Annotated in this window: 18 protein-coding genes; 7 read left to right on the top strand and 11 right to left on the bottom strand. The window is 52.1% G+C overall.

Going from position 1 to position 22,155, the window contains the following annotated elements:
• The 6 genes from prmC to trxA form a co-directional block, all read right to left on the bottom strand.
• Positions 1–870, bottom strand: a complete 870-nt coding sequence (gene prmC / locus QMG16_RS08005; protein ID WP_281793444.1) for a peptide chain release factor N(5)-glutamine methyltransferase — start codon at positions 868–870, stop codon at positions 1–3.
• A 122-nt stretch (positions 871–992) separates the two neighbouring features.
• The gene (prfA, locus tag QMG16_RS08000) at positions 993–2,060 is read right to left on the bottom strand and encodes a peptide chain release factor 1 (protein WP_281793443.1); all 1,068 of its coding nucleotides are present in this window, start codon (positions 2,058–2,060) and stop codon (positions 993–995) included.
• 204 nt (positions 2,061–2,264) lie between these two features.
• Positions 2,265–2,486, bottom strand: coding sequence for a 50S ribosomal protein L31 (rpmE, locus tag QMG16_RS07995; RefSeq protein ID WP_281793442.1), 222 nt, complete (start codon positions 2,484–2,486; stop codon positions 2,265–2,267).
• Positions 2,487–2,705: 219 nt separating this feature from the next.
• The gene (gene rho / locus QMG16_RS07990) at positions 2,706–3,953 is read right to left on the bottom strand and encodes a transcription termination factor Rho (RefSeq protein WP_281797064.1); all 1,248 of its coding nucleotides are present in this window, start codon (positions 3,951–3,953) and stop codon (positions 2,706–2,708) included.
• A 613-nt stretch (positions 3,954–4,566) separates the two neighbouring features.
• Positions 4,567–5,340, bottom strand: a complete 774-nt coding sequence (bamD, locus tag QMG16_RS07985; protein ID WP_281793441.1) for an outer membrane protein assembly factor BamD — start codon at positions 5,338–5,340, stop codon at positions 4,567–4,569.
• A gap of 677 nt (positions 5,341–6,017) precedes the next feature.
• Positions 6,018–6,350, bottom strand: coding sequence for a thioredoxin (gene trxA, locus QMG16_RS07980; protein ID WP_281793440.1), 333 nt, complete (start codon positions 6,348–6,350; stop codon positions 6,018–6,020).
• A 391-nt stretch (positions 6,351–6,741) separates the two neighbouring features.
• Here trxA and radA point away from each other — a divergent pair, with 391 nt between their 5' ends.
• Positions 6,742–8,097: a DNA repair protein RadA gene (radA, locus tag QMG16_RS07975; protein ID WP_281793439.1), complete on the top strand. Its 1,356-nt coding sequence runs from the start codon at positions 6,742–6,744 to the stop codon at positions 8,095–8,097.
• A 205-nt stretch (positions 8,098–8,302) separates the two neighbouring features.
• Here the strand turns inward: radA and mtnA are convergent, their stop codons facing one another.
• Both mtnA and gatB read right to left on the bottom strand, forming a co-directional pair.
• On the bottom strand, positions 8,303–9,355 hold the full coding sequence (mtnA, locus tag QMG16_RS07970) for an S-methyl-5-thioribose-1-phosphate isomerase (protein ID WP_281793438.1): 1,053 nt from the start codon (positions 9,353–9,355) through the stop codon (positions 8,303–8,305).
• Between the two features lie 73 nt (positions 9,356–9,428).
• Positions 9,429–10,859: an Asp-tRNA(Asn)/Glu-tRNA(Gln) amidotransferase subunit GatB gene (gene gatB / locus QMG16_RS07965; protein WP_281793437.1), complete on the bottom strand. Its 1,431-nt coding sequence runs from the start codon at positions 10,857–10,859 to the stop codon at positions 9,429–9,431.
• Between the two features lie 408 nt (positions 10,860–11,267).
• Between gatB and sucC the strand changes: the two genes are divergently transcribed.
• Positions 11,268–12,434 (top strand): ADP-forming succinate--CoA ligase subunit beta, encoded by a 1,167-nt coding sequence (gene sucC / locus QMG16_RS07960; protein ID WP_281793436.1) that lies wholly within the window; start codon positions 11,268–11,270, stop codon positions 12,432–12,434.
• 12 nt (positions 12,435–12,446) lie between these two features.
• Positions 12,447–13,325, top strand: coding sequence for a succinate--CoA ligase subunit alpha (gene sucD, locus QMG16_RS07955; protein WP_281793435.1), 879 nt, complete (start codon positions 12,447–12,449; stop codon positions 13,323–13,325).
• Here sucD and QMG16_RS07950 read toward each other — a convergent pair.
• Positions 13,310–13,696, bottom strand: coding sequence for a winged helix-turn-helix domain-containing protein (locus QMG16_RS07950; protein ID WP_281793434.1), 387 nt, complete (start codon positions 13,694–13,696; stop codon positions 13,310–13,312). The two genes, sucD and QMG16_RS07950, sit on opposite strands and share 16 nt — an antisense overlap.
• A gap of 316 nt (positions 13,697–14,012) precedes the next feature.
• Between QMG16_RS07950 and QMG16_RS07945 the strand changes: the two genes are divergently transcribed.
• Entirely contained in the window at positions 14,013–15,266 is a 1,254-nt protein-coding gene (locus tag QMG16_RS07945; protein ID WP_281793433.1) for a molybdopterin molybdotransferase MoeA, read from the top strand.
• A gap of 52 nt (positions 15,267–15,318) precedes the next feature.
• Here QMG16_RS07945 and nusG read toward each other — a convergent pair whose 3' ends face one another.
• Together nusG and QMG16_RS07935 are read right to left on the bottom strand one after the other, a co-directional pair.
• Entirely contained in the window at positions 15,319–15,945 is a 627-nt protein-coding gene (nusG, locus tag QMG16_RS07940; protein ID WP_281793432.1) for a transcription termination/antitermination protein NusG, read from the bottom strand.
• A gap of 19 nt (positions 15,946–15,964) precedes the next feature.
• Positions 15,965–18,973, bottom strand: a complete 3,009-nt coding sequence (locus QMG16_RS07935; RefSeq protein WP_281793431.1) for a DEAD/DEAH box helicase — start codon at positions 18,971–18,973, stop codon at positions 15,965–15,967.
• A 379-nt stretch (positions 18,974–19,352) separates the two neighbouring features.
• Between QMG16_RS07935 and QMG16_RS07930 the strand changes: the two genes are divergently transcribed.
• The 3 genes from QMG16_RS07930 (at position 19,353) to QMG16_RS07920 (ending at position 22,115) form a co-directional block, all read left to right on the top strand.
• Positions 19,353–19,988 (top strand): MBL fold metallo-hydrolase, encoded by a 636-nt coding sequence (locus QMG16_RS07930; RefSeq protein ID WP_281793430.1) that lies wholly within the window; start codon positions 19,353–19,355, stop codon positions 19,986–19,988.
• Between the two features lie 76 nt (positions 19,989–20,064).
• Positions 20,065–20,997 (top strand): radical SAM protein, encoded by a 933-nt coding sequence (locus QMG16_RS07925; RefSeq protein ID WP_281793429.1) that lies wholly within the window; start codon positions 20,065–20,067, stop codon positions 20,995–20,997.
• Positions 20,998–21,032: 35 nt separating this feature from the next.
• On the top strand, positions 21,033–22,115 hold the full coding sequence (locus tag QMG16_RS07920; protein WP_281793428.1) for a type IV pilus twitching motility protein PilT: 1,083 nt from the start codon (positions 21,033–21,035) through the stop codon (positions 22,113–22,115).
• Positions 22,116–22,155 lie beyond the last annotated feature (40 nt).

Below are 22,155 nucleotides of genomic sequence, written 5' to 3'. Positions count from 1 at the left end.
TCACCTGTTGACTTTACGAAGCTTTAAGACTCTCAAAATTCCGGAATAATCGCTGATAAATTCGTGAAATTCGATTTGAGGATTTTCCTCGATCTCTTTTTGCAAAAGAGCTGCCTGCCGGTGACCGATTTCCATGAGCAAAGCGCCCCCGGCCTTTAGGTAAAGCGGCATTTCCTGAAGGATTTTTCGAATGACCGTCAATCCCTCGATCCCACCGCCTTTAAGGGCTGTGTGCGGTTCATAGCCGGAGACTTCCGCGGCAAGCTCCGAAAATTCCGCATCCCCAATGTAGGGAGGATTGGTGACAATCAGGTCGAAAAGGGGCAAAGGGGCCAGGGCGGCAAAAAGATCCATGGCAACAAAGAAAATGCGCGACGACACATTGTGCCGGTCGGCATTGCGCCTGGCGATCTCCAGGGCTCGAACGGATGTGTCGGTAGCAATGATCTGGAGGGTAGGGCATTCATGAGCCAGTGCAACAGAGATCGCCCCGGAACCTGTCCCCAGGTCCATGATTCTGGCGGGGCCGGTCCCGAGAATTTTTAAGGCGTTTTCAACCAGTAATTCTGTTTCCGGGCGTGGAATCAGCACGGACGGGCCGACTTCAAATTCGAGAGACCAGAATTCTTGTTTTTTCGTAATGTATTGAGTGGGTTCACGGGCCGCTCTCCGTCTGACCGCCTCACGGTAGCGGGCGAGTTCAGAGGTGGTGAGGGGTTGATCATGGCGCAGGTAAAGCTCGATGCGCTGCAGGCCGAGGACATGTGCGAGGAGTACTTCGGCATTGGCGCGCGGCTGCTCGATCCCTTTGCGGGCAAAGTATCCTGTAGTCCATTGAATCACCTTCAGGATGGTCCATGTTTCTCCCATCCCCGATTCCTTTGATGAGGCTTGTGGCTGGGTCATGAATTCCAGGTTTTGAAAGAGATGGATATTATGTTGAAAGCTCGGCGGCAGTGAGGCCTTGTCCCGCTGCTGCCGAGCAGCGTGCCCTACTCCTCACTTTTAAGAGCCTCCGATTGAAAGTATGTGATCAAAGGATCGATGACTTCATCGATCATTCCCCCCATGACACTTTCCAGCTTGTAGAGCGTAAGATTGATCCGGTGGTCGGTCACACGGTTTTGTGGGAAATTGTAGGTTCTAATCCGTTCGCTACGATCCCCCGATCCCACCTGGCTCTTTCTTTCCTGCGCGATCTTGGCGTCCTGTTCGCTTTGCATCTGGTCCAAAAGCCTGGCTCGAAGCACCTTCAACGCCTTGGCTTTGTTCTTGTGCTGCGATTTTTCGTCCTGACACGTCACCACCAGCCCTGTGGGAAGGTGAGTGATGCGAATCGCGGAGTCTGTGGTGTTGACGCTCTGTCCGCCCGGCCCTGACGAACGGAAAACATCCACACGAATTTCATTGGGGTCAATGAAGACGTCGACCTCTTCCGCTTCCGGCAATACGGCAACCGTCACTGCAGAGGTGTGGATTCTTCCCTGGCTCTCCGTAGCGGGCACCCGTTGCACCCGGTGCACTCCTCTCTCATATTTCAATCGACTGAATGCCCCTTTGCCGTTGATAGCCGCGGTAATTTCCTTGAATCCACCGATTCCCGTGGGATGGGAATCCATGATATCCACTTTCCATCCGCGCATTTCCGCGTAGCGGGAGTACATACGGAAGAGATCGGCAACAAAGAGGGCCGCTTCCTCACCACCTGTTCCTGCGCGAATTTCGAGGATGACGTTCTTATCGTCATTGGGATCCTTGGGAGCGAGCATGAATTTGAGCTGCTGTTCGGTCGTTTCCAGCTCTTTTTTCAGCTGAACGATCTCGTCTCGAATGAGCTCCCTCATCTCGGAATCGTCTTCCTGCTCCAGCAATTCCTGGCTCTCCTGGATCTGCTGCCTGATATCCTTGTAACGCTGATAACCCTCCACGATGGGGGAAATTTCAGAGTGTTCCTTGACAATCTTCTGATATTCCTTCTGGTTAGCCAAAAGGTCAGGATTGCTGAGGTCCGATTCCAGTTTCCGGAATCTTTCTGCGACACTTTCCAAACGATCAAACATATCCATCTTGCCTGTTGTGTTGTTGCCAAGCTCGCGAAGGGTCTTTCAGTTCAAAATCCCGGGTGAATGCTTTCCCGGAAAAGAAAGTCGCTTCCTGCGTCGCTCCTCCCCCCCGATGCGAGGGGAAAGGCGAGGCATGAACTGCATGAAGTGCGTATTGATTCTCGTTAAAGGGAATGCCAGAAAAGACGACTGAAAAACAGACTATTCCTGGGTCTCTTTGTTTTGGAATTTTTCGTATTTCTTGCGGAAGCGTTCAATGCGGCCTGCCGAATCCACGAGTTTTTGCTTGCCTGTGTAAAAGGGATGGCATTTGGAACAAATTTCCACGCGGATATCTTCTTTGGTAGAACCTGTGGGAATTTCATTTCCGCAAGCACACCGAATGACTGTCTGGTGATAAGTGGGGTGAATGTTCTCTTTCATTGGATTGTTTTCCTCCTCATTGGTGATGGTAAGCCTTCGCAAATTTTTCATTATAGACTTATTCGAATTACTTTCAAGCAGTTTTAGACGGCTTCGCTCTCTTTGAGTCGATACACTCCGAAGGAATGTTTCCCACAGCTTTTGCAGCTGAGGGCGATAGCTTTCACACTGCTTTGAAAATATAAGGTGTTCTTTCCGATATTCCAAGGATTGCAAGGGTTATCGATTCATGGAAGCCAGGAAATCCGTATTGTCTTTGCTGCCCTGCATCTTATCCAGGAGAAATTCCATGGCGTCGATAGGGTTCAGGGGCGAAAGCAGCTTTCTCAGAATCCAGATGCGATTGAGATCTTCAGGATCGAGCAGCAATTCTTCTTTTCGGGTGCCGGATTTGTTGATGTCGATGGCGGGGAAGATGCGGCGGTCGGCGAGCTTGCGATCCAGCACGATTTCCATGTTGCCGGTGCCCTTGAATTCTTCGAAGATCACATCGTCCATTCGGCTTCCGGTGTCCGTCAAGGCTGTGGCGATAATGGTGAGGCTGCCTCCCTGTTCGACATTACGCGCCGCTCCGAAGAACCGTTTGGGGCGATGCAATGCGTTGGAATCCAAACCGCCCGAGAGAATCTTGCCGCTCGGGGGGACTACCGTATTGTAGGCCCGGGCAAGGCGCGTGATACTGTCGAGTAGAATCACGACATCGCGTTTGTGCTCCACGAGACGTTTGGCCTTTTCGATGACCATTTCCGCCACTTGAACATGGCGCTGTGGGGGTTCATCAAAGGTGGAACTCACCACTTCGGCACGAACGTTGCGCTGCATGTCCGTGACTTCTTCCGGACGTTCATCGATGAGCAAAACGATCAGATAGGCATCCCGGTGGTTGATGGTTATGGCATTGGCAATATTTTGAAGCAGTGTAGTCTTGCCTGTACGGGGCTGAGCCACGATGAGGCCGCGCTGTCCGAATCCGATGGGCGTGAGCAGGTCCATGACTCGCGTGGACAGGTTATCCGATACCGTTTCCAGCCGGACCCTCCTGTCCGGATAGAGGGGAGTGAGGTTGTCAAAAAGAATCTTGTCTCGGGCGACATCCGGGTCTTCAAAATTGACGGATTCAACCTTCAAAAGGGCAAAATAACGTTCGTTGTCTTTGGGCGGTCTGATCTGACCGGAAATGCTGTCGCCGGTTCGAAGACTGAAACGGCGGATCTGGGAAGGGGATACATAGATGTCATCCGGGCCTGGGAGGTAGTTGTAGTTCTGGCTTCTCAGGAAACCAAAGCCGTCGGGCAGGATTTCCAGGACTCCTTCACCGTAAATGAGCCCGCTCATTTGTGCCTGGGCCTGTAGAAGTGCAAAGATGAGTTCCTGCTTTCGCATGGAACTGGCTCCTTCAATATTGAAGCCCCTGGCAATGCTCATGAGTTCCCTGATGTTCTTGCTCTTGAGTTCCACCAGATTCATTTCATTGCGCTGCTGATCCCGGGGTTCCCGTTCCGCAGTCTCTTTCTCCGGTGCATCGTTCGTCTCTTGGTTTGGCTCGGTCATGATTGCTTTTCTCCGTTTATCCGTGGTTTACTTGTGCAACTTTCTACATAATTTTCTTCGATTTCGGTTGGGACATGGATTCCCATCGCATGAGAGATTCCTGTTTCGATAGCCGGCGATTGGTGGAGGCCGGCAAGAAGCTTGCTCTGTTTCCACTACTTAAGAAGCTTTCGGATTTCAGGGAAGTGGTGTTGGCCGAACAGTGGGACTTGGCTCAATGGGTGATCTCTAATTGTTTCTTCACCTGGTCTGTCGTGAGGTCGCTTCAAAAGGTAGGTCTGCGTGCTCCGTTTTTGCTTGGTTTCCAATCAATCGGGTTGAATCAATTTTATGACCAATCCTCAATATTGATTGAAACGATATGATCAACTTTCACAAAATTATACCCCTCGCGGGGAGGGCTGGCATCTCCTTGAACCGAAGGGCTTGAAAGAGGGCTCGCTTTTTTGAAGCCATCTCTCAGCATATTGTTGCGGTTTCCGCCTTTCCCAGTTGCCCCCCCAAAATAGGTCTCTCAACTGGAATGCATTCAAAATCCTATGCGAGTCCAAATACTGGGTTTCTTTTTCTCCTTCACAACCTCTGTTGCGCACTTGGCCAGCATCTGGTCGATTTCGTCCTGATAGCCCAAATCTTTGACGGCTTCGGGATATGTATCCTTGATCATGTCTAAACGTACCTTGGCAGAAGCATATTGTTCCAGGCGAAAATAAAATTGCCCCACCTGAAATTCGTGTGCCACAATACGTTTCTGACATTCAAAGAGCTGTTTTTTGCCTCTCTGAGCATATTCCGATTGAGGATGCGTCTGAATGAGTTTTTGGAAGGCCTCCATGGCCAGGCGCGTTTCTTCCTGATCTCGATCTACAGTGCTGAAGGAGAGGAAATGACACATTCCGATCTGGTAGAGCACATACGGAATGACTTCATTTCGAGGGTGAAGCCTTGCGAACTCTTCGTAAGCGAGGGCCGCATTGCTATAGTCTTTATTATAGAAGTGAGCATCACCCAATTTGAGTTCTGCAAGGATGGCATATTTACTGTATGGATAGTGTTCCTTCAATTGCTGGAAAGACTTGAGAGCGTCATCGTAGTCTTTGTCTCTCATCTGCTGCATGCCATCCAAAGCAAGCTGCTCTGCGCTCCTTTCGATGGTCGACGACTTGCTCTTGCCAAAGAGGTCTCCAAAATAATAATTGGTGAGGGATGTGCCGCAACCGGTGCAGAGGAGAAGCAGGAAAAAAAGGAAAAAATGTGGAAGGTGATGAAAGAATATCTTCAATTTAATAAACGGAAAAGACATGTAATTTCCTCAAAAAAACAATTCTGCATAACTGAAGTGCACTCCGATCTCCAGGCTTCGGCCTCCAAAATACCGATGTGCCATCAGGCTCATTGTACGCCGTAGGACATGGATTTTGGCAAAAGCCGTTCCCTTTGGCTGACATAAGATCAAAGGGGTTACCTTTCTTGAAATCGGTTTAAGAAAAACCTGGAGCCTCCCTAGATGGAAGACGTTGCGTAAACTCAGGTGCACCGGACTCTATCTATGACCACAAGCGCCCAATTGCGTGCCACGAAAAACCATTTAAAAGGAATCCGCAGCCTTTTTCTCCTGCTCTAACGGTCTTATCCAAGACAGGGGCATGGGGCGGGATCAGGCTTATTGTCAACAGCCTGAATGCAATGAGGTCGTCGAGGTTATCAAATGGGTTGGAGGGCTTTCTCCCCAAAAGCAACTATCCCATCATCGCGCCTGGCCTTCATCGACGCCGGAGATACCTTCCTGGCTCCCGCGCCCGAAAGGGGGGGGTGATGTGAGGCAGAGTTGTGGGCAGGCCAGCCTGTTAGCCTTGCCGGCCCTCCTTTTAAATTACTCCATCTTAAACATGGCTCGTCAGCACTGTCGAGAAGGAAGATTGAAGGATAGGGCTGGGGCTCCACAATGACGCACTCCATAAGACCCTATGCAGAACATTCTTAAGCGACTGCCTTATCGATGGCAGCCATAATTTGGGATTTTGCTACAGCGCCCGTGATCTGCTCGCTCACGTTTCCGCCTTTGAAGATAATGAGAGTAGGAATAGCGCGAATGCCGTACTTGGAAGGCGTCTTGGGATTATCATCAACGTTGCATTTGGCAACTTTCAGTTTGCCTTCATATTCCCCCGAGAGCTCTTCGACAACGGGAGCGATAGCCCGGCAGGGACCGCACCACGGAGCCCAGAAATCCACCAGCACAGGCAAATCAGATTTCAGGACTTCCTGTTCGAAATTATTGTCACTGATTTCAATGATATTTTTTCCAGCCATTAGAAAAACTCCTCTCTGCTAAGAGAATTACCTGATTTTAACATCATCCCACTGATAGCTATGCTGTTTCTGAATGCTCAGGGTCGGAATATAAACCAATCTTTTCGAGTTTGTCAATCGAACAATGGGCCTGTAACGAATTGTAGCGACCCGTGCGTGCGAGCATAATCGAAGGCTTGGCTTTCCTTGCGGAAAGCGTGAGGAGCTTTTGCGGTAAAGGGGCGGATGGCTGGAGCCGTTTGTGAATAGAGGTGAAGGGGGGGGAAAGTCTTAATAGCATTTCCCAGAGTGGAGGGTGATGACATTTTTCTCCGCAAGCGCTATGTAATGATTCGTTCCCTGTAAATGTTATATCGAAGCTTCACATCCAATCCTTCATTAAGAGGGTGATATGGCCGATCAGAAGACAATCTATCGATGTCAACAATGTGGATATGTGAGTCCCAAGTGGCTCGGGCGCTGTCCCGAATGCAGAAGTTGGGAAAGTTTGGTGGAAGAGATTGCCTTCAGGAAGACCGGCAAGGACATTGTCGGTGGGAGCTCACAGAATTGTCCAGTCGCATTGATAGATATTCCGTCAGAAACGGAAGCCCGTATTCTTTCCGGCATAGGCGAATGGGACCGGGTGCTGGGGGGGGGATTGATTCCGGGATCACTCGTTCTTGTGGCTGGGGATCCCGGAATCGGAAAGTCGACCCTGTTGTTGCAGGTTCTTGCACGTCTTTCTGAAGAAAAGCAGGTACTCTATGTTTCCGGAGAAGAAAGCCCTCAGCAGTTGAAGGTAAGGGCAATGCGCCTGGGAGTCGAATCGCCCAGTCTCTATGTGTATTCGGAAACTCTGCTGGAGGCGGTTCTCGATGCTGTGGGAAAGAGGACTCCAGACATACTGGTGATCGACTCTATACAGACCGTGCACACGCGTGCCCTGGATGTGGCTCCGGGTTCCGTGAGCCAGGTGAGAGAATGTGCTGCGCGGTTGATGCGAGCAGCCAAGGAAAGCCGCGTCAGTATCTTCGTTGTCGGACACGTGACAAAGGAGGGTTCCATCGCGGGGCCGAGAGCCCTGGAACATCTTGTAGATACAGTGCTTTACCTGGAGGGCGATCGCACGCATACTTTCCGGCTTCTGCGCGCCGTGAAAAACCGGTACGGCTCCACCAATGAAGTGGGTGTTTTTGAAATGAAGGAAGTGGGACTGGAGGAAGTTCCCAATCCCTCCAAGCTGCTTTTGGCGGAACGTCCCACAGGGGTTTCCGGTTCTGTTGTCGCTTGTTCGGTAGAAGGAACCCGCCCTCTGCTCGTGGAGCTCCAGGCGTTGGTGAGTGCTACCGGTTGGTTGCAGCCGCGCCGTACGAGCATGGGGGTGGACAGCAATCGTCTATCATTGCTTCTGGCCGTTCTGGAAAAAAAGCTCGGCCTCAATTTTACTCAGCAGGATGTTTTCGTGAATGTGGCGGGAGGGGTACGCCTGTTGGAACCCGCTTCGGACCTTGCCATGACGACGGCTCTCATGAGCACCTATCTGGATCGGCCTTTGCCTTCGGAGTTGGTGGTATGGGGTGAGGTCGGGCTGGCGGGAGAAGTTCGGGGGGTGGGACACAGCGCACTGAGAGCGTTGGAGGCTCAAAAACTGGGGTTTTCCAAGTGTCTGGTACCCAAAAGCAATGCGGAAAGATTGTCTCAGGAGCTGGAAATCGAATGCATGGGGGTGAAGTCTTTGCAGGATGTCTTGAAGCTTTTGTTCTGACGGTAAAACTGTAAGGGAGTTGGCGGATTCCAATATCCCGTTATTCACCACGGAGACACGGAGGGTACAGAGAAGATTCTGGAATTCTTATGGAATTCCTCTGTGTTCTCTGTGTCTCTCTGGTGAATGGGAGTTCGAGAGCGATTCACTCCCTACAGATCCCGAGGTGCTTGGATGCTGCCTGACAATCCCCCTCTTTTTTTCTTCACGACTCCTGCAGGGCTTTGCGAATGGACTGCTTGAAGGGCTTCCTTAAGATACCGACTTCGGTAATGATTCCATGGATGTACTTGTTGGGAGTCACATCAAAAGCCGGGTTCAATGCCTTGACCTCTTTGGGCGCTATGGGACGCCCAAAGAAGTGGGTCACTTCGCGGGGATCCCGCTGTTCTATGGGGATCGCCGAACCATCGGGGATCGTCGGATCAATGGTGGAACGCGGAGCGGCAACATAGAAAGGAACATTGTGTGTGTGGGCCAGAACGGCCACGGTATAGGTGCCGATCTTGTTGGCGGTATCCCCGTTGGCTGCAATGCGGTCGGCTCCGACCACCACCACGTCCACTCCATTTGCCTGCATGAGACTTCCCACGGAATTGTCCGTAATCAAAGTCACGGGAATCCGTGCGCACTGGAGTTCGTATGCGGTCAGTCGGGCCCCTTGGAGGAAGGGACGGGTCTCACAGGCATAGACTTCGATGGTGGGATCTTCGGCATAGGCAGCACGAATGACTCCTACCGCCGTCCCGTAGTCGGCGGTCGCCAAGGCGCCGGCATTGCAGTAGGTGAGAATCTTTGCGCCACGGGGAATGATTTCTTTTCCCCATTTACCGATGGCCAGGTTGTCCTGCACATCCTGTGCAAGGATTTCGTCTGCCTTCCTGCGGATGAGTTCCTGCAGTTCAGGGACCTCTGCGTCGGGGTTTCCCTGGATCACCGAGTAAACCTTTTCCACGGCCCAGCTCAAGTTGTTTCCCGTGGGGCGGGCGTTTTTTACCTGTTCGCAAAGGCGAACAAACTTGCGCTTGAAGGTCCGAGTATCCGCCGCCTGGATATGGTATGCTCCGAGGGCCAGGGCCATGGCGCCCGCAACACCCACGGCCGGTGCTCCACGTATGGACATGTTCTTGATGGCCGTGACCACTTGTTGCGGTTTCGTGCAGAGCAGAATTTTTTCCTGATGGGGCAGCACCCGCTGATCCAGAATCGCTACCGCATCTCCATCCCAATAAATGGGAGGTAAACACTTTTCAAACATTCTAAATTGCCTCCTGGCTTCTGATTCGATCAAACGTGAATATACGGTTCCGATTTCCCGCATCCCATATCCATCAGTTTCCCAGCTTGCTGCGCAGGATATCGTTTACCAGCTGTGGATTGGCTTTGCCTTTGGTCTTTCTCATGACCTGTCCCACAAAGAAACCGAACAGCTTTTCCTTGCCGCTGCGGTAGAGTTCCACTTCCTTGGGATTTTCCGCGAGGACCTCGTCGATGGTGGATTCAATGGTCCCCTCGTCTTTCATCTGTGTAAGGCCCTTTTCCTCCACAATGGTTTTGGCCTGTTTTCCGGAACTGTACATTTCTTCGAAGACGGTCTTGGCGATCTTTCCGCTGATGATGCCCGTATCGAGCAATTGCAGGAGCTCTGCAAGATTTTCCGGAGGTACCGGGCACACCTCAATCTCCCGGTCATCCCGCTTCAATTGTTTCAAGAGTTCAGACATCATCCAGTTGCTGACCGCTTTGGGCTGCGGGAACGCTTTGACAACCGTTTCAAAATAGGTCGCCAGGGCTTTGGACGACGTGAGAACCTGTGCGTCATAGAGAGGGAGATTGTATTCAGCAATAAACCGTTCCCGCTTTGCATCAGGCAGTTCCGGCAAAACCGCCCTCACGGATTCTACCCAATTTTCGTCCACCACAACGGGCACCAGATCGGGATCCGGAAAATATCGGTAATCATGAGCCTCTTCCTTGCTCCGCATGCTCTGGGTTACGTTTCGCCCTGCATCCCAGAGCCGTGTCTCCTGCACCACGGGTTCGTTTCGCTCGAGAAGGGCTCTCTGCCTTCTGATTTCGAAATCGAGGGCTCTCTGTACATTTCTAAAGGAGTTCATGTTCTTGAGTTCCGTCTTGACTCCGAGCGTCTGCGTGCCGATGGGTCGAAGGGAAATGTTGGCGTCGCACCGGAAACTTCCTTCCTCCATGTTTCCATCGCAGATTTCAAGGTATCTCAGGATTTCCCTGATCGTTTTCAGGTAGGCGGCAGCCTCTTCCGAGGAGGCGATATCCGGTTCACTGACGATTTCTATGAGCGGGACCCCCGTGCGGTTGAGATCGACGTAACTTATGGGCTGGAACTCATCGTGAATGAGTTTGCCCGCATCTTCTTCCATGTGGATGCGGTGAATTCTGATGCGTTTCGGACCCTTTTCCGTCTCTATCTCGACCCAGCCGTTGACGGCGAGGGGCAGTTCATACTGGGAAATCTGGTAGCCTTTGGGAAGATCCGGGTAGAAGTAGTTTTTACGGGCAAACTGGCTATAAGGTGCGATGGCGCAGTGGGTGGCCAGCGCCATTTTGATGGTGAATTCGACCACGTCGCGATTGAGTACGGGCAGGACTCCCGGCATGGCCAGACAGACGGGGCAGGTATGTGTGTTGGGGCTCGCTCCAAAAGCAGTGGAGCAACCGCAAAAAATCTTACTTTTTGTGAGAAGCTGAGCGTGGATTTCCAATCCAATGACCGGTTCGAATTCCATATTTTACTCCATTCAATGGCCTGCAGCGTGACATTTTGCAACAAAGCATATGTCGTTCGTTTATTTGGATGAGGTTTACGGTGTACCGAACCCTCTCTTATTCGCGGAAGAATTTTCATTTGGAGCTTTCCCTCCAAAAAAAATATTCCTGTCGTATCGATCTTCGTAGAACAAGCCAACCCTCATAATCCCAATACCCTATAACACCAAACGGAACACACGTGCAAGCTGTAGAGATTCCTCCTTTGTCCAAAACACTGCAAACAACGTTTGACATTGTGAGATGTTTCATCTAGGAATATTTCGGATTAGCGAATAGCAGATGCTTTTGGGATTGATGGCTCTCGTTGGTGAGATCTGATCTGCACTGCACAGGATGAAGTTGTTTCGGGGATAGTGAGGAGAACTATGAAAATTCACGAGTACCAAGCGAAAGAGTTGTTTCAAAAATACGGAGTCCCTACTCCTCGTGGCAAAGCGGCTTTCAGTGTTGATGAAGCCAAATCCATTGCCGCTGAATTGGGAAGCTTTCCGGTAGTTGTCAAGGCCCAGATCCATGCAGGTGGACGCGGCAAAGGCGGCGGCGTCAAGCTGGCCAAATCTGCAGCGGAAGTGGATCAGTTGGCCGGCCAGATTCTGGGTATGACCCTGGTGACCCACCAGACCGGCCCGGAAGGCAAACTGGTAAAGAAGCTTCTGATCGAAGAAGGTCTTCCCATTGAAAAAGAACTCTATTTGAGCATGCTTCCCGACCGCGGCACTGCCAAGAACGTGATCATGGCCAGTGAAGCCGGTGGTATGGATATTGAGGAAGTGGCCGCCAAGACGCCTGAAAAAATCATCAAAGTTTACGTGGATCCCCTCCTGGGTCTTCAGGGATACCAGGCGCGTCAGGTGGCTTACGGGCTGAACATGGAACCGGAAGTGGTCAAAGCTTTCATTCCCATGCTCTCCAAGCTCTACAAACTTTTTGTAGATTACGACTGTTCGCTCGTGGAAATCAATCCTCTCGTCATCACCAGCGACAAGAGAGTCATTGCCCTCGATGCAAAGGTGAACTTCGATGACAATGCCATGTTCCGTCACAAAGACATTCAGGCTTACCGTGACCTGGATGAAGAAGATCCTTTTGAAGTTGAAGCTTCCAAGTATAACCTCAATTACATCAAGCTCCCTGGCGGAAACATCGGCAACATGGTCAATGGCGCCGGTCTTGCCATGGCCACGATGGACGTCATCCAACTGGCAGGAGCAGCTCCCGCCAACTTCCTGGATGTAGGTGGTGGAGCGAGTGCCGAGCAGGTTGAGAATGGTTTCCGCATCATCCTGAGCGACCCGAATGTGAAGGGTGTCCTCATCAACATTTTCGGTGGTATCCTCCGTTGTGACATCCTTGCTGAGGGTGTTGTTGAGGCTGCCAAGAAAGTGGAAGTGAAGGTTCCCATCATCGTTCGTATGGAAGGGACCAACGTCGAGAAGGGTCGACAGATTCTCAGTGATTCAGGACTCAAGATTACTGTGGCAAGTGATTTGGCAGATGCCGCCCAAAAAGTTGCAGCAGTAGCTAAAGCATAGAAGGGGGAAATCATGAGCGTTTGGGTGGATCGAAATACTAGACTGTTAGTTCAGGGTATTACTGGTCGTGAAGGACAGTTTCATACCCTTCAGTGTAAAGCATATGGTACGAACGTCGTAGCCGGTGTAACTCCCGGCAAGGGCGGACAGAATGTAGAAGGTATTCCCGTTTTCAACACGGTTGCGGATGCCGTCAAGAATGCCGGTGCCAATGCCGCCATGATTTTCGTGCCGCCTCCATTTTGCGCGGACGCCATTTTGGAAGCCATCGACGCGGAAGTTCCCCTGATCGTCGCCATCACCGAGGGAATCCCCGTCATGGACATGATGAAGGTGAAAAACTACCTCAAGGGTTCCAAGAGCCGTCTCATCGGACCCAACTGCCCCGGCATCATCACTCCCGGACAGTGCAAGATCGGCATCATGCCCGGCCCCATTCACAAGCCGGGCCCTGTGGGCATCGTTTCCCGTTCTGGAACCCTGACCTATGAAGCCGTTCATCAGATCATGCGTTTCGGCATTGGCCAGAGCACCTGTATCGGTATCGGTGGAGACCCCGTAAACGGTACCAACTTCATCGACTGTCTTGCCGCTTTTCAGGCTGACCCGGAGACCAAGGCCATCATCATGGTGGGTGAAATCGGTGGTTCCGCTGAGGAAGAAGCTGCCGACTTCATCAAGAAGAACGTGACCAAGCCCGTTGTCGGCTTCATCGCCGGCGCTACGGCACCTCCGGGACGCCGCATGGGACACGCCGGAGCAATCATCAGCGGATCGAGCGGAACCGCTCAGGGCAAGATGAAAGCCATGCGCGAAGCGGGTATTGCCGTTGTGGAAAACCTGGGTATGCTGGGTGAAGTTGCTAAAGAGGCTTTTCAGAAAGTCTTATAATCCAGCCCATCGATGAAGATATCCTGAAATAGGTTGTCAGCTGCGGTTTCGGTCAGCTTCTGAAGCTGCCGAAACCGTTCCACGAGAGCCTTGCCCAGGGGGGTGAGTTCCGATCCGCCTCCCCGGGCACCCCCCGCCTTTCTGCTGAGAAGAGGCTGTCCCAGACGTTCTTCGGTAGCCTTGATTTTTCCCCATACTGCGCGATAGCTCATATTGAGCTGTTTTGATGCCGCCAGGATGGACCCATGTTCTTCCACGGCATTTAGAATGCGCAAACGTCCTGATCCGAAAACCACATCTCCGTTTTCATCCTCAATCCAGATTTTGGATCTGACAACCAGTTTCTTGGGGTGGGGTTTAAAAGTTGCCACGTCGAATCCTTCCATTGTCTGCGAAAAGGCTGTTTGCTGCTCTCATTCCATGGACTTTGATGGAAAACATGTTCAAAGGCTGGATGCCGCCATTCTGTGATCATTGAATTGCGGACTGTATTCATCTTCTCATAAAGGGATATTTACGGTCAATGTGTTGCTCCCGCCTTTGGCAGAATCCTTTCCATGAGAATTCTCTCTGTGGAAACTTTGCATCTGGTTTTCCCTTTCCTGGTAATGTAAAGGTTTTGGGGAATCAGATCGCGGACGATGGATTTATGATCGACTTGTTCAGAACTCACTGCCAGAGGAAAAAATGTCTCAATTTCTCAAGGTAAAAACTGCGGAAGAAGTTCTCGACATACTGAAAACATTGGATTTTCTCGAAGCCGAGACAGTCCGGTTGGAGCAGGCTTGTGGCCGCATCCTGGCCACTCCCGTCTCCGCTCCAGAACCCGTACCCCATTTTGCCCGTGCAACGATGGACGGGTACGCCGTTCGCGCTCGAGATACATTTGGGGCCTCCGAATCCCTGCCTGCATTACTCGAAATAACAGACGAAGTGTCCATGGGCAAACCCGTTTCAGCCACCACGGAAAAAGGAAAAGCCATTGCCATTCCCACTGGGGGCATGCTGCCGTCGGGTGCAGACTCGGTGGTCATGGTGGAATATACGATTCCCATGGATGAGAAGACCATCGAGGTCATAAAGCCCGTGGCCCCGGGCGACAATGTGCTCAAAGAAGGGGAAGACATCGGGCTGGGAGAAGAACTGTTCGGAGCGGGCTGGCACCTGAGACCCCAGGATATTGGCGTTCTTGCCGCTTTAGGGATGCAGGCGGTTTCTGTGAGACGCCGTCCCAAGGTGGCCATCCTTTCCACGGGGGATGAGATTGTACCTGTTTCAACGGAGGTTGTGCCTGCGGGGAAAATAAGAGATATCAATACATTTACTTTAACGGCGCAGGTGCAGGAAGCAGGAGCCGAAGTTGGATTCAAGAGTTTGGTGGAAGATGATCTGGATGCCCTTATCTCCGCCTGCCGTAAAGCTCTGGACACCCACGATGTGGTTGTTTTGTCCGGTGGGAGCTCCGTTGGAGTGCGGGATTTTACCCTCAGGGTGCTGGATTTTTTCCCCGAAGCGGAGCTGCTGGTGCATGGAGTGGCAGTAAGGCCGGGAAAGCCTACCATTCTGGCACGCATCGGGAAAAAACTTTTCTGGGGGCTTCCCGGGCAGCCCGTATCCGCCATGATGATCTGCAGGGCTTTTGTCCTGCCTTCGCTCATGATCCTTCAAGGAGCGGAAAGCGCGCTTGAACCCGGAGCGGAGTATGGGAATACATGCCGTGCAGTTTTGAACCGCCGGCTGCCTTCGGTACATGGACGAACCGATTATGTTCCAGTGATCGTCTCCAGGGTGGAGGGAGAGATTCACGCAACTCCTGTCTTCGGGAAGTCCGCCATGATCAGCACACTCGCACGGTCAGACGGCTATGTCATTATCCCCGCCCATGTGGAAGGATTGGACCCGGGTAGTGAGGTAACGGTTCATCTTTTTCAACGGGTATGAACCGGCACGAAAGAACATTTTTAGGGGAAGGGATCAAGCGGATTTCTCAGCCTCACGGGTGGACAGTTCCTTCCGATGGAGTTGGGATGGGCTCCACGTCCTCCATATCCAGTTCAACACTGACGGATTTTTGAATGAGATCTATACTCACCACCAGTCTTCCCTTCTTGGGGTTCTGCCGAAGGAGGAGACCGATGCATCCGGTCAAATGCCCGCGAGTCACGCGAACCCAGTCTCCCTCTTTCAGGTAAGGATGCAAGTCCAAAGGTTCTTTGGACGCAAGCATCGTCCGGAGATTTTCGATCTGATAGCCGGGGATGGGAAGGGGGCCATCGGAATTTCCGAGAATATTCAGAGCACCGGGAGTCTTCAGGATGTGCACGTTGGTATAATTATCCAGAAGCGTATGTACAAACACGTAGCCGGGAAAAAGGGGGGTATGGATCTTTTTTCGCCGGTCCTGCCTCTTGCTCCATGTTTCCAGCAAGGGTAGAAAAGATTCGACCGATTTTTGTTCCAGACGTTTTGCGACTTCTTTTTCGTGGTTGACCTGCACATAGAGGGCAAACCAGGATCTTTCCGTGCCTGTCAGTTTTGGAAAAATTACAGGCCCCCGGCGTGCCCCCTTGGAATGGCTGGGATCAAAGAGCGATTTCTGTTTCGATCCGGTGGGATCCATGTGCTCACTACCTCCTGAGCTATGACGGGCGATTTTGGACATCAGACAAATCCAAAGGTTGTATCTCTGCGGATTGTACAGGCATGGACCTGTGTCCGTTGCTTTCCTGAATGATTTGCTCCAGGTCCCAGGGAGTCTGGATTCTCAGGAGCTGGCTGTTTCGATTGCTGTAGAGCAGATAGCCTTTTTCCAGAGCATGCCGGAAAAGATCTCTTGTCAGAATGACATCCGATTTGCAGTAATGGATCAAGGGTTCCCATTGCCCCTGCCGAAACCAGTTCACTGCCTGAATGCCGTCTGCAGTCTTGTTTGCTCCCAGGGTTTTTTCGGCGAGGTGATCCAAACTGAGGCGAAAGCCCAGTTCCCGATAAATCTCTTTCAGAAGGTCAAAAGTGGGAAGTTTGCGGAAGTCAAAGGGGGTATAGGCTCTGAGGACTTCATAATCAAACCGTTCCACATTGAATCCCACCACCAGGTCCAATTTCTGAAGATCCTGGACCAGTGACATCACGTCTTCTTCCCTGTAAACATGAAAGCCGTCCGAACCCGTTTCATAGAGAACCGCTACGGATACCCTCATCAAGTGCTTGTTCTGCCATCCCCCCACCTCATTGGCGAGGCGCTGAGTTTCCAGGTCAAAGAAACCGATTCGCCGTTTCGGGGCCAGAGATCTTGCCAGCGGAGCATGAAAGAGGGGTTCATCCGGTTCTTCCGCTGACGTGGGAGAGGTCTGCAACGGATTCCATTCGCCGAGAAGAAACTTGAGAACGGCCAGTGCCGCCCGTTTGTCGAGGGGTTTGTTGCCCGATCCGCATTTGGGGGAATGGATGCAGGCAGGACAGCCTTCCGGACAGGAGCAGGACGCGATGAGTTCTTTGGTCTTTTCAAGAAGAGGCAAAATGATTTCATAGCCCTTTGCAGCCAGGCCGATTCCACCGGGATACCCGTCGTAGATAAAGATCGCGCCTTTTCCGACCTGGGGATGTTGTGGGCACGAGATGCCGCCGATATCGTTTCGATCGCAAAGGGCAAAAAGTGGGAACATGCTGATAGCGGCGTGTTCGACGGCGTGAATACCCCCCATGAAGTGCAGGCCGTCGGCCTGAAGATGTTTGGCCAGAACCGATTCGATTTCTATCCAGAAACCGATGGTTTCAAAAGTCTGGGGAGGGAGTTCCAGAGGGTTCGTTCCCAGGAGCTCCTGAGTGAAAAGGCGCCTTTTTTCATAAGCGAGGATGTGTTCCGTGACCCGCAGCCTTCCGAGGCGTATGACGAAATTGCCTACGGGCTTGGATGCGAGCACTTCAAGGATTTCTGTCTCCTTTTCGCTCTTGACCCGCGTGAAGTAGGGTGCGCCGCTGGGGGTTACATGGATGACGTGGTTTGCCAGGTCCAGGCTTTCCACGTGGTAGGTTTCGCCCCGGTGAAGATAAATCGCTCCAGGGTGACATTCCTTGAGAGCCCGAAGTCCTTCACTTTTCCCTAGGGGACGTTTTTGATCCTCGTGAGTGGTGGTGAAGATCGCGAAGGATTCACCCACCGAACGGATATCCACGTTCCGGTGGGGCCGCAGAGAAGACGCCAGCCACTGGGTTCCCTCTCCGGTCTGCAGCAGTCTTCCGCTCTTCGTGAGTGCCTCCACCACTTTTTGAAAGGAACTGTTTTGCTGGTGGACTTCCTCTTCCTCAAGGGGCAGTTCGGCTGCGGCGCAGGGGAGGTGGGCCTTGAGAATTTCCTCGTTTGAAGGGTCTACGACGGCGATTTCATAGTGGCTCTTGAGAAATTCTTGCGGGTGCTGAGCGATGTATTGATCCAGGGCATCCGGTTGAGGCAATAAAATGATGGCCGATTCCCGGCCGCTGCGCCCCACCCGGCCTCCCCGCTGCCAGGTCGTCATGACCGTACCCGGATAGCCCACAAGAACGCAGAGATCGAGCCCACCGATATCGATGCCCAGTTCCAGGGCACTGGTTGAAATGACCGCCGACAGATCTCCGCCGGCCAGTTTTTGCTCGATGGACCGGCGCTCCTCGGGCAGAAAACCCGCCCGGTAGGAGCTTACTTTTCGAGCCAGTTGCGGGGCCAAACGGAGCACACTCATGTGAACCAGTTCCGTGAGCCTCCGTGACTGGGTGAACGCAATCGTTTTGAGTCCCGCTTCCGCTGCGCGTGCGATCAGGCGGGCCGCCATGCCCGAAGCGTGTCCCGCCGCTCCTTCCTCTGTCTCCATGAAAACAAAATGCCGTTTTGCCTGAGGGGCCCCGTGATCATGGATGACCGTAATGGAATTCCGAGCATGTCCCAGAAGCTGTTCCGCCAGTTCTTTGGGATTGGCGATGGTGGCGGAGAGGAGAATGAACTGGGGGGTGCTTCCATAATAACGGCAGACCCTCTGGAGGCGACGAAGTATTTGAGCGACATGGCTCCCGAAAACCCCCCGGTAGGTGTGCATTTCATCGATGACCACGAAACGCAGATGTTTCCAGTAAGTTTCCCATTTGCCGTGGAAGGGGAGGAGAGCGTAATGCAGCATGTCCGGGTTGGTCAGCAGGATGTGGGGCGGATTTTGCCTTATTTTTCCCCTGCGGTAAGCGTTGGTGTCTCCATCATAGATGGCGGCCTGAAAAGCGCTTTTGCCCGTCTTCGCGTTCAATGTGCCGAGGAAGGTGTCCAGGGTCTCCTGCTGGTCGCGGCTCAGAGCCTTGATGGGGAAAAGATAAAGGGCTCGCTGTACAGGGTTCTGAAGAAGCGCTTCTGAAACGGCAAGGTTGTAGATGAGGGACTTTCCGCTGGAGGTGGGAGTCGCTACAACTACATTCTGTCCTGATCGGATGTGATCCAACGCCTGGGTTTGATGGCAATAAAGTCGAGTCATGCCCGATTGTAGAAGGGTTTCTTCCAGAATGGGTGGAAGCGGGAATTCCGGCTTGCCGTAACGTGCTTCCTGTGCGGGAAGGACGGCATGGTGTGTCACCTTGAAATCCCGCCACTTCTGATTCAGTAGAGCGTTTAAAAAACGTTGTATCACCTGCCTTGGTCCTTCATTTGGGTCGACTCCACCATTTTTGTCATTATCGTATTAAAAAATGTAGGTATACATTTTCTCAATCGTGCGGGATATAGCGGGTCATGGCGGGGAAGCCTCGACCATTTTTTCTTCTTACCTGCTCATGAAAACAGATTAACTCAAAGGAAAACGGAACGGCAATAGGGAGTACATAAAAAGATGTTCAGGCCTGTTTGTTGCTTGTTCGACAGTTTCGGCTTGAGCCCTATTTTTTCGATACAATGGGTCGGGTCTCGCTTCATTGGGATCGTTCCAAAACTTGGGGCTTGCCGGGATTCGAGACGAGCAAGGAGTAGACGATGTTGATTCAAAGAGCGTGCATTCAAAAAGGGAGAATTTCATGAAAAGAGATGAAATCATAAGAAAGATCCATTGGTTGGGGCATGATACCATCCGTCTGGATGGCAGCATCACGGTCTATTTCGATCCTTTTCAGATCTCACAGGCGGTTCCTGCGGATCTGGTTCTCATAAGCCATGAACATTTCGATCATTGTTCCCCTGAAGATCTCGCCCGGATTCAAAAGGCGGACACAGTCATCGTTACGAATGCAGCATCAGCCGGAAAACTCACGGGCGACATTAAAGTTGTCACCCCAGGTGACCGATTAAGTGTGGCGGGTGCGGATATTGAAGTGGGAGCGGCATACAACATCAACAAGAACTTTCACCCCAAGAAAGCGGGGATGCTCTCCTTTGTGATCTCTCTGGATGGGATTCGTTACTATCATGCGGGGGATACGGATTTTATTCCGGAAATGAAAGACTTGCAGGTGGATGTGGCTTTTCTGCCCGTTTCCGGAACTTACGTGATGACAGCGGATGAAGCGGTTCAAGCCGCCCTGGCGATCCGCCCCCAATTGGCCATTCCCATGCATTATGGTGCCATCGTGGGTTCAGAAGAGGATGCGGTTCGGTTCAAAAAGAAGCTGGAAGGGAAGATCGATGTGGTCATTCTCTCCAAGGAGGCTGGTTAGAAGACAAAAGAATTTCAAGCCTGCCGAATGTGGTTTTCCATTTTGAGCCCATTGTCAGCATAAAAAGGAAGAGATCATGCCGGCCGCATACCTGGAAGCTTACCGGAACGGGCGTTTGAGCGAGAGCATTCACCGAAGCCTTCAGTGGATGACCAAGTGCACTCTATGTCCACGGCTCTGCCGTGTTAACCGTATGAAGGGTGAAACAGGCTATTGCCGAACAGGGCGGTATGCCATTGTGGCAAGTTACGGACCCCACTTTGGAGAAGAAAAACCGCTGGTAGGAAGAAGAGGGTCCGGGACTATTTTTATTTCCTACTGCAACCTGGGTTGTGTGTTTTGCCAGAATTACGAAATCAGCCATGGGGGCGAGGGGCGTCCCGTGAAACCGGATGAACTGGCTGATATGATGGTTTCCCTTCAGGAAGGAGGATGTCACAACATCAACATTGTGACTCCTTCACATGTGATTCCTCAGATCCTTGAAGCTCTGCCCCCTGCTATCGAAAGAGGTCTTCGCATCCCTCTGGTCTACAACACCGGGGGATACGATCGTGTCTCCGCTTTGAAACTCCTGGACGGCATAGTGGATATTTACATGCCGGATTTCAAATTTTGGGATCCGGAGGTCTCCAAAAGACTGAGCAACGCCCCTGACTACCCGCATCGAGCCAGGGAAGCCTTGCGGGAAATGCATCGTCAGGTGGGGGATCTTCAATTGGATTCCCGTGGGATTGCTGAAAGAGGGCTGTTGGTCCGTCACCTCGTCATGCCGGGGGGGCTTGCCGGCACCGCCTCTGTTCTGCATTTCATCGCCAGGGAGATTTCCATTGACACTTATGTGAATATCATGAGCCAGTATTACCCTTGCGGAGAGGCCGTGGGTATGCCTGACATAGGGAGGACCATCACTGCGGAAGAATTCGAAGAAGCTTTGAAATTGGCTCAACGGGAAGGCCTGAAACGGTTGGATGAGCGGCACAGGCACTGGATCTCTCTGGAATTTTAAAGTAGAAGACCGGATTTTCAGCCGAAAGGGGCTCTATGGCGAGAATTGATGCGTTTTTCAAATTGATGAACGAACAGAAGGCCTCGGACCTGCATTTGGTTTCGGGGCAGCAGCCCGTATTGCGAATCAGGGGAGACTTGGAGCGGGTCAAGTTCAAGGTGTTGGACGATGATGAACTGCGCGCCATGCTTTATGAGATCACGCCGGAAGACAAGATCAAGATTTTCGAAGAAACGGGTGATTTGGATTTTTCATATGAGATTACGGGACTGGCCCGTTACCGCGCCAATTATTTCATGCAGAAAAATGGAATTGGAGCGGTTTTCCGTGAAATTCCCAGTGAGATTCTCTCCGTGGAACAATTGGGACTTCCCCCCGTAGTGAGCCGCCTCTCCATGCTTCCCCGAGGATTGGTTCTGGTTACGGGTCCTACCGGCAGCGGCAAATCGACCACTCTTGCCGCCATCATCGATGAAGCCAACAGAAAGCGCAAGGATCATATCATCACCGTTGAAGACCCCATCGAATTCGTTCACACGAGCAAGAATTGCGTGGTCAATCATCGGGAATTGAACACTCACACCCGTTCCTTTTCGGCGGCCCTCCGTGCGGCCCTTCGTGAAGATCCGGATATCATCCTCGTCGGTGAAATGCGGGACCTGGAAACGATACGACTGGCCATGGAAGCTGCGGCTACGGGACATCTCGTTTTTTCGACACTCCATACCACCGGCGCCGCCAAGACGGTGGATCGTATCATCGAGGTCTTTCCCCCAGGCGAGCAGGCCCAGGTGCGTTCGACCCTGGCCGATGGGCTTCGAGCGGTCATATCCCAGGCGCTTTTCAAGCGGGCCGATGTGAAGGGGCGCTGCGCCGTGCTGGAAATTCTCATTGCCACCCATGCCGTGCGGGCCATGATTCGTGAGTCTAAAACCCATCAGATCATTTCGGCCATGCAGACGGGAAAAAAATACGGAATGCAGACCCTCGACGACGGCATTGCCGCTCAGCTCAAAGCGGGAAGGATCAGCCCGGATGAGGCATACATGAAGTGTGTGGACAAGGAAAAATTCAAGTCCTATCTCACAGAGCCGCCTCTGGATTTTACTGAGATCTAACTTGACATTGTCGGATTTCATCTGAACCACGGAGACACAG

The organism is Desulforhabdus amnigena, from assembly GCF_027925305.1.
GTDB lineage: Bacteria > Desulfobacterota > Syntrophobacteria > Syntrophobacterales > Syntrophobacteraceae > Desulforhabdus > Desulforhabdus amnigena.
Note: the sequence above shows the minus strand (reverse complement) of the source record. Positions and strands in the feature narration are given on the sequence as shown.

What these genes read in the sequence shown, in the direction of transcription:
- prmC (WP_281793444.1), bottom strand. Translation starts at nt 870, where the DNA reads ATGGGAGAAACATGGACCATCCTGAAGGTGATTCAATGGACTACAGGA.
- prfA (WP_281793443.1), bottom strand. Translation starts at nt 2,060, where the DNA reads ATGTTTGATCGTTTGGAAAGTGTCGCAGAAAGATTCCGGAAACTGGAA.
- rpmE (WP_281793442.1), bottom strand. Translation starts at nt 2,486, where the DNA reads ATGAAAGAGAACATTCACCCCACTTATCACCAGACAGTCATTCGGTGT.
- rho (WP_281797064.1), bottom strand. Translation starts at nt 3,953, where the DNA reads ATGAATCTGGTGGAACTCAAGAGCAAGAACATCAGGGAACTCATGAGC.
- bamD (WP_281793441.1), bottom strand. Translation starts at nt 5,340, where the DNA reads ATGTCTTTTCCGTTTATTAAATTGAAGATATTCTTTCATCACCTTCCA.
- trxA (WP_281793440.1), bottom strand. Translation starts at nt 6,350, where the DNA reads ATGGCTGGAAAAAATATCATTGAAATCAGTGACAATAATTTCGAACAG.
- radA (WP_281793439.1), top strand. Translation starts at nt 6,742, where the DNA reads ATGGCCGATCAGAAGACAATCTATCGATGTCAACAATGTGGATATGTG.
- mtnA (WP_281793438.1), bottom strand. Translation starts at nt 9,355, where the DNA reads ATGTTTGAAAAGTGTTTACCTCCCATTTATTGGGATGGAGATGCGGTA.
- gatB (WP_281793437.1), bottom strand. Translation starts at nt 10,859, where the DNA reads ATGGAATTCGAACCGGTCATTGGATTGGAAATCCACGCTCAGCTTCTC.
- sucC (WP_281793436.1), top strand. Translation starts at nt 11,268, where the DNA reads ATGAAAATTCACGAGTACCAAGCGAAAGAGTTGTTTCAAAAATACGGA.
- sucD (WP_281793435.1), top strand. Translation starts at nt 12,447, where the DNA reads ATGAGCGTTTGGGTGGATCGAAATACTAGACTGTTAGTTCAGGGTATT.
- QMG16_RS07945 (WP_281793433.1), top strand. Translation starts at nt 14,013, where the DNA reads ATGTCTCAATTTCTCAAGGTAAAAACTGCGGAAGAAGTTCTCGACATA.
- nusG (WP_281793432.1), bottom strand. Translation starts at nt 15,945, where the DNA reads ATGGATCCCACCGGATCGAAACAGAAATCGCTCTTTGATCCCAGCCAT.
- QMG16_RS07930 (WP_281793430.1), top strand. Translation starts at nt 19,353, where the DNA reads ATGAAAAGAGATGAAATCATAAGAAAGATCCATTGGTTGGGGCATGAT.
- QMG16_RS07925 (WP_281793429.1), top strand. Translation starts at nt 20,065, where the DNA reads ATGCCGGCCGCATACCTGGAAGCTTACCGGAACGGGCGTTTGAGCGAG.
- QMG16_RS07920 (WP_281793428.1), top strand. Translation starts at nt 21,033, where the DNA reads ATGGCGAGAATTGATGCGTTTTTCAAATTGATGAACGAACAGAAGGCC.